This is a genomic window from Acidimangrovimonas pyrenivorans, assembly GCF_042643245.1.
GTDB lineage: Bacteria > Pseudomonadota > Alphaproteobacteria > Rhodobacterales > Rhodobacteraceae > Acidimangrovimonas > Acidimangrovimonas pyrenivorans.
This window is the reverse complement of record NZ_JBHRSK010000011.1, coordinates 145,150-152,516: the sequence shown is the minus strand read 5'-3', so window position 1 is coordinate 152,516 and position 7,367 is coordinate 145,150. Positions and strand designations below refer to the sequence as shown.

General features: G+C 67.2%; 6 protein-coding genes. 2 read left to right on the top strand and 4 right to left on the bottom strand.

Annotated elements, in window-relative coordinates; genetic code table 11:
- Positions 1-498: 498 nt before the first annotated feature.
- Positions 499-2,715 (top strand): catalase/peroxidase HPI, encoded by a 2,217-nt coding sequence (gene katG, locus ACFOES_RS14740; RefSeq protein ID WP_377834070.1) that lies wholly within the window; start codon positions 499-501, stop codon positions 2,713-2,715.
- 73 nt (positions 2,716-2,788) lie between these two features.
- Here katG and ACFOES_RS14735 read toward each other — a convergent pair whose 3' ends face one another.
- From ACFOES_RS14735 to ACFOES_RS14720, 4 genes are read right to left on the bottom strand one after another with little or no spacing between them, the layout of a single operon-like run.
- Entirely contained in the window at positions 2,789-3,589 is an 801-nt protein-coding gene (locus tag ACFOES_RS14735) for an NAD-dependent epimerase/dehydratase family protein (protein ID WP_377834069.1), read from the bottom strand.
- A 12-nt stretch (positions 3,590-3,601) separates the two neighbouring features.
- Positions 3,602-4,876, bottom strand: a complete 1,275-nt coding sequence (locus ACFOES_RS14730) for a TRAP transporter large permease (RefSeq protein ID WP_377834068.1) — start codon at positions 4,874-4,876, stop codon at positions 3,602-3,604.
- A 2-nt stretch (positions 4,877-4,878) separates the two neighbouring features.
- Entirely contained in the window at positions 4,879-5,385 is a 507-nt protein-coding gene (locus ACFOES_RS14725) for a TRAP transporter small permease (RefSeq protein WP_377834067.1), read from the bottom strand.
- 55 nt (positions 5,386-5,440) lie between these two features.
- The gene (locus tag ACFOES_RS14720; RefSeq protein ID WP_377834066.1) at positions 5,441-6,427 is read right to left on the bottom strand and encodes a TRAP transporter substrate-binding protein; all 987 of its coding nucleotides are present in this window, start codon (positions 6,425-6,427) and stop codon (positions 5,441-5,443) included.
- A 165-nt stretch (positions 6,428-6,592) separates the two neighbouring features.
- On the opposite strand from ACFOES_RS14720, the gene ACFOES_RS14715 reads away from it, so the two are divergent.
- Positions 6,593-7,357, top strand: a complete 765-nt coding sequence (locus ACFOES_RS14715) for a FadR/GntR family transcriptional regulator (protein ID WP_377834065.1) — start codon at positions 6,593-6,595, stop codon at positions 7,355-7,357.
- The last annotated feature ends 10 nt before the right edge of the window (positions 7,358-7,367 follow it).

Genomic DNA, 7,367 nt, shown 5'->3' with positions numbered 1-7,367 from the left:
TCCTCAGCCGCCGCCGTCAGCCGCCGTCCTCAGCCCGCCGCTCGACCGGCTGATCCCGCGCCAGCCCGAAACGCCCGCACAGCAGCAGCCAGAGAACCGCAAGACAGGGAAAGATTGCCAGCGCAGCCAACATCGATCGCTACGGCTCCGAAAAGATTAATATGTTAACACATCGTGTCACAGCACGGCGCGGGCGGTCAATTAATGCGGTGCTTGCCGGGTAATTTGATCCGCAAGGGTTGCAAAATGGCCTTGTGACGGGACGGGCGGCGCGATCGGGGCGGGGCCGCGAGCGCCGCTATCGGGCATATTGATAATTCTAGGTTATCGTTGCGATCAGAAAACAGAACTTATTCTAATAAATGGTCTCTGCTACTGTCCCGCGCAGGGAGAGGAGCCCCCGACAAGCCGCAAGCCGGCCGGTGCCACTGGCGCCGCCGGGCGTTTCGAGGGCCTCGTCCGGGAGAATTCAAGACGCAGCCATGATCGGAGAGACCCATGGACGGAAATGACATCGACAACAGCGGCAAGTGCCCGGTGATGCACGGGGTGCGCCCCAACGCCATCTTCGGCGGCCGGTCGAATCGCGACTGGTGGCCGAACCAGCTCAACCTGCGGATCCTGCACCAGAACGCGCCCATGTCGAACCCGCTGGGCGATTTCAACTATGCCGAGGCGTTCAGGAAACTCGACCTCGCCGCGGTGAAGAAGGACCTGAGCGCGCTGATGACCGACAGCCAGGACTGGTGGCCGGCGGATTACGGCCATTACGGCGGGCTGTTCATCCGCATGGCCTGGCACAGCGCCGGCACCTATCGCACCGGCGATGGCCGCGGTGGCGCCGGCTCGGGCTCGCAACGTTTCGCGCCGCTCAACAGCTGGCCCGACAACGGCAACCTCGACAAGGCCCGGCGCCTGCTGTGGCCGATCAAGCAGAAATACGGCAACGCCATTTCCTGGGCCGACCTGATGATCCTGGCCGGCAACGTCGCGCTCGAGTCGATGGGCTTCAAGACCTTCGGCTTCGGCGGCGGGCGCGAGGACGTCTGGGAACCCGAGGAAGACATCTACTGGGGCGCCGAGGGCGAATGGCTCGCCACCAGCGACACCGCCAACAGCCGCTATTCGGGCGAGCGTGACCTCGAGGACCCGCTGGCGGCGGTGCAGATGGGCCTGATCTACGTCAACCCGGAAGGCCCGGACGGCAATCCCGATCCGCTCGCTTCGGCCAAGGACATCCGCGAGACCTTCGCCCGGATGGCGATGAACGATTACGAGACCGTGGCGCTGACCGCCGGCGGCCACACCTTCGGCAAGACCCATGGTGCCGGCGATGCCGCGTTGGTCGGGCCAGAACCCGAGGCCGCGCCGCTCGAGGCGATGGGGCTGGGCTGGCTGTCCTCCCATGGATCGGGCAAGGGCCGCGACGCCATCACCTCGGGCATCGAGGGCGCCTGGACGCCGAACCCGACGCAATGGGACATGGGCTATTTCGACGTCCTGTTCGGCTATGAGTGGGAGCTGACCAAGAGCCCCGCCGGCGCCAACCAGTGGACGCCAAAGGACCTCAAGCCCGAGGACTTCGCCCCCGATCCCGAAACCGGCGAGCGCAGCCACCGGATCATCATGACCACCGCCGACATGGCGATGCGGATGGACCCGGATTACGAGAAGATCTCGCGCCACTTCCACGCCAACCCGGAGGAGTTCGCCGACGCCTTCGCCCGCGCCTGGTTCAAGCTGACCCACCGCGACATGGGGCCGAAATCGCGCTATCTCGGTGCCGAGGTGCCGGCCGAGGACCTGATCTGGCAGGACCCGGTGCCGGCGGCCGACCACCCGCTGGTCGAGGCCGCCGACATCGCCGATCTCAAGGCCAGGATCCTCGCCTCGGGCCTGTCCACGGCCGAGCTGGTCTCGACCGCCTGGGCCTCGGCCTCGACCTTCCGCGGCTCGGACAAGCGCGGCGGGGCCAACGGCGCGCGCATCCGGCTGGCGCCGCAGAAGGACTGGGAAGTGAACCAGCCCGCGCAGCTGGCCAAGGTGCTGAAGGTGCTGGAAGGTATCCAGGCCGAGTTCAATGCTGCGGGCGCCAGGAAGGTCTCGCTGGCCGACCTGATCGTGCTCGGCGGTGGCGCCGCCATCGAGCAGGCGGCCAAGGCCGCGGGCCATGCCGTCGAGGTGCCCTTCGCTCCCGGCCGCACCGACGCCAGCCAGGAGCAGACCGATGTCGAGGCCTTCGAGGTGCTCGAGCCGATCGCCGACGGCTTCCGCAACTACCTCAAGGGCGACTATTCGGTCTCGGCCGAGGAACTGCTGGTCGACCGGGCGCAACTGCTGACCCTGACCGCGCCCGAGATGACGGTGCTGGTCGGCGGCCTGCGGGTGCTGGGCGCCAATGCCGGCGGTTCGCAGCACGGGGTCTTCACCGAGATGCCGGGCACGCTGACCAACGACTTCTTCGCCAACCTCGTCGACATGGGCACGGACTGGACCGCGACCTCGGAGAAAGAGAGCGAGTTCGAGGGCCGCGACCGGGCGACGGGCGAGGTCAAGTGGACCGCGACGCGGGTCGACCTCGTCTTCGGCTCGAACTCGCAGCTGCGGGCGATTGCCGAGGTCTATGCCCAGGACGACGCCAGGGAGAAGTTCGTCAACGACTTCGTCGCCGCCTGGACCAAGGTGATGAACGCCGACCGCTTCGACCTCGCCTGAGGCCGCGGCCGGACAGAGGAACGGGAAAGGCGCGCCGGGCATCGGCGCGCCTTTTCAATTTCGCGAGGGGGCGTCAGTCTTCGCCCTTGTGGATCGGTTCGGCGCAGAAGGCGCCGCCCTGCCACCTGGCCGCCGGATCGTCGCGGTCGGGCGCCGGCTCCGCCGCCTCGACCTCCTCGCGGAAGGTCTCGGCGCTGTCCTGCGGCCGCCAGCCCAGGAAGGCGGCCTCGGAATTGTCCCACCACGAGGACGGATTGTCCGAGGCGCCCCAGACGATGGGGCAGCCCAGCCGCGGCACCGCGAACATGCGTTCGATCAACCGGGCGAAATCGTCGGCCGAGAGCCAGGTCGACAGCATCCGCCGGTTCTTCGGCCGCTCGAAGCACGAGCCGATGCGCACGATCAGCGTCTCCTGGCCGAACTTGTCGTGATACATCGAGGCGATCGCCTCACCGAAGCACTTGGAGACGCCATAGAGGCTGTCGGGCTTCACCGGGTCCGAGGCCGCCAGCCGCCGGTCCTGCGGGTAGAAGCCGATCGTGTGGTTCGAGCTGGCGAACAGGATCCGCGGCAGGCCATGGGCGCGGGCGGCCTCGTAGAGGTTGTAGAGCCCGACGATGTTGGCGTTGAGGATCTGGTCGAAGGGCCGCTCGACCGAGACGCCGCCGAAATGGACGATGCCGTCGCAGCCCTCGACGAGGCGCAGCACCGCCTCGTCATCGCCCAGTTCGCAGGGCACGATTTCCTCGTTTGCCCGCGCCGGGCCGATCTCGGCGACATCCGACAGGCGCAGGGTTTCGGCCAGCGGCGCGAGGCGGTCGCGCATCGCGCGGCCAAGGCCGCCGGCGGCTCCGGTGATCAGCAGTCGTTTCATGGGCACTCCTTGCTACAGCAGGCCGGGCAGGAACATCGAGAAGGCGGGCACATAGGTCACCAGCATCAGCGCCACGAAGATGGCGAGGTAGAAGGGCCAGATCGTCCGCACCGCCTGGTCGATCCGGATTTCGCCCACCGCGCAGCCGACGAAGAGGCAGGCGCCGACCGGCGGGGTGCACAGGCCCAGGCCGAGGTTCATCATCATGACCACGCCGAACTGCACCGGGTCCATCCCCAGTTGCGTCACCACCGGCAGGAAGATCGGCGTGCAGATCAGGATCAGCGGCGCCATGTCCATGATCATCCCCAGCACCAGAAGCGTCAGGTTGAGCATCAGCAGGATGATCAGCGGGTCGGACGAGATGCCGGTCACCGCGTGGGCCAGCAGATCGGGCACCTGGTAGAGCGCCAGCAGGTAGGCGAAGGCATCGGCGCAGGCGACCAGCACCATCACCATCGCCGTGGTCCGGACCGAGGCGACGACGGCGCGGCGGAACTTCTCCCAGGTCAGCTCGCGATAGACCCGCAGGGTGACGACGAGCGCGTAGATCGCCCCGAAGGCGCCGCTCTCGGTCACCGTCATGATGCCGGACAGCACGCCGCCGACGATGATGACGGCGGTGAACAGCCCCGGCAGCGCCATGACGAAGGAGATGGCCAGCGCCCTGAAGCCGGGAAAGCTCTCGGCCGGGTAGCCGCGGCGCACGGCGATGACATAGGCGGCGACGGCGAGGCACAGGCACATCAGCACGCCGGGCACGATGCCGGCGATGAACAGCTTCGAGACCGAGACACCGCCGGCGGCGACGGCGAACAGGATCATGTTGTGGCTGGGCGGGATGACGACGCCGGCGATCGACGAGGCGACGGTGACGTTGGTGGCGTAATCGGCGTGGTAGCCCTCGCGCTTCATCACCGGGATCAGGATCGAGCCGAGCGCCGAGGTGTCGGCCACGGCCGAGCCCGAGATGCCGCCGAACAGCATCGACGAGAACACGCCGACGACGCCCAGCCCGCCGCGCATCCAGCCGACGGCGGCGGCGGACAGGCGCACCAGCCGCTGGGCGATGCCGCCCTGCAGCATGATCTCGCCGGCGAAGATGAAGAACGGGATCGCCAGCAGCGAATAGACCGAGACGCCCGAGACAATGCGCTGGAAGGCGAGGAACAGCGGCAGGCCCTCGTACCAGAAGCCGCAGACCGCGGCGAGGCCGAGGGCGAAGGCCACCGGCATGCCGATGAGCAGGCCGAGGAAGAAGGTGCCGAAAAGCAGGGTCAGGCCCATTCTCAGAGTTCCTTATCCCGGCCGGCTAGCAGGGCCGCCAGATGTTCGACGGAGAAGAGCGCGATCAGCGCGCCGGAGATCGAGACGGGCATTGCGCGCCAGCCCTCGGCGATTCCCAGCATCGGTACGGCGCGGTCCATGTTCGCCGCGGTCAGTGCCGCGCCCTGCCAGGCCATGATCGCGCCGAAGAAGATCATCGCCAGCAGCGCCAGCGCGGTGCAGAGCAGCCGCAGTGGCCGGGGGAAGGCCTCGCGCAGGAAATCGACGGAAAGGTGGTGGCTGCGCCGCACGCCGAGCGCGGCGCCGAGGAAGGTGATCCAGACCACCAGCATCAGCGCCACCTGCTCGACCCAGGTCGGGGTGTCGTTCATCACATAGCGGCCCCAGACCAGCCAGCCGAAGATCGCGATCAGCGTCACCATGAAGGTGCCGGTCAGCAGGGTGCAAATCCAGCAGACCGCGTCGAGCAGCCGGCTGACGGCCCCGAGCGGAGCGTTCGAAGCGGTCATCCCACCCCTCCTGAGGAAAAGGCCCGGCCCGTGACGGGCCGGGCAGGCCGGGCGCCTACTTGGTCGCCTGGATTTGCTTGATGATCGGCGTCAGCTTGGGATGCGCCTTCTCGAACTTGGTGTAGATCGGAGTCATCCGGGCCTGGAAGGCGCCCAGGTCGGCGACCTCGTTCACCTTGACGCCCGAGGCCTCGACCTTGGTCTCGCTCTTCTGCACCTGCTGGGCCCAGAGCTTGCGCTGCAGCTGCGCCGAGGCGATCGCCGCCTTGCGCACCGCCGCCTGGTCGGCCTTGCTCATCCCGTCCCAGGTCTTCTTGGCGACGCAGAGGCATTCGGGCAGGATCAGGTGGTTGTCGATCGAGTAGTACTTCGCCACCTCGTAATGGTTCGAGCTGTCATAGGAGGGGAAGTTGTTCTCGGCCCCGTCGATGACCCCGGTCTTGAGCGACTGGAACACCTCGCCATAGGCCATCGGCGTGGCGTTGCCGCCCAGCTGGGCCACCATCTGGACGTAAAGGTCGTTGTTCATCACCCGCAGTTTCAGCCCCTTGAGGTCGGCCGGCGTCTTGATCGGGTGCTTGGTGTTGTAGAAGCTGCGCGAGCCGCCGTCATACCAGGACAGCGCGATGATGTCCTTCTTCGCCATCGCCTTGGCGAATTCCCGGCCCACCGGCCCGTCCATCACCCGGTGCATCTGCGCCGGGCTCTTGAACAGGTAGGGCAGCGAGACGATGTCGGTCGCAGGCACCACCGGCCCCATCGGCCCGAGGTTGAAATTGGCGAAGTTCAGCGCCCCGGCGCGCAGCTGGTCGATGGCGTCGGGCTGGTCGCCCAGGATGCCGCCATTGTAGACCTTGGCGGTGATCCGGCCGTCGGTCGCCGTGGCCACGTCCTTGGCGAATTGCTCGATCGCGGTGGTGTTCGGATAGCCCTCGGGGTGGATGTTCCAGCCGCGCCAGTTCTGCGCGACGGCCGGCGCCGCCACGGCGGCCAGCGTCAGCGCCCCGGCCAGCGCCGCCCCGATGTGAAGACGGATAGTCATGTACTCCTCCCTTGGCGAATGCTCGCCATCTTTAACCAAAGCGCGCTCATCCTTATATGTCATATAAGTTCTGTCAATATGTAATATGTCGGCGCGGATTTGTCGTTTCAGATTGACAAGTTGGGGCGCGGCGGCCTTTCTGGGGCGGCAAGATCGGAGGGATAGGTGACGAAGAGCGAGACCGGAGAGGGCCGGGCGGGCCGCCGCAGCGACAGGCGCAACCTGGTCGAGTCGGTGCGCGAGGGGCTGCGGGCGGAGATCCTGTCCGACGCGATGAAGGCCGGCGACAAGCTGCCCAGCGAGGCGCAGCTGACCGAGCGTTTCGGGGTCAGCCGCACCGTCGTGCGCGAGGCGATCGCCTCGCTGCGGGCCGACGGTCTGGTGGCGGCACGGCAGGGCGCGGGGGTTTTCGTGCTCGAGCGCAAGCCGTCCCCGGCGCAGCCGTTCCAGGCCGTCGATCCGGAGCGAATTTCCCATATGATTGAAATGCTTGAGCTGCGCGCGACGGTCGAGATCGAGGCCGCGCGGCTGGCCGCGATCCGGCGCTCGCCGGCCCAGGAAGAGGAAATCCTGCAGCGCATGCATGTCATCGAGGCGCTGATCGAGCAGGGCGCGCCGACGACCGAGGCCGACTTCGCCTTCCACATGGCCATCGCCGAGGCGACGAACAATCCCCGCTTCGCCGAGTTCCTGCGCCTGATGGGGGCCAGCATGATCCCGCGCGCGGCGCTGCAGAAGGATCGGGCCGAGGCCAGCTCGCCCGCCTATCTCGCCCATATCGCCGACGAGCACCGCGCCATCGCCGAGGCGATCTCGAATCGCGACGAGCAAGCGGCGAGCCAGGCGATGCGGACCCATCTGAAGGGCAGCGAGCAGCGCTACCGCGAGCTTCTGCGCCAGGCACGCACAACTTATCATACAAGTTGTTGACACGCGCGCC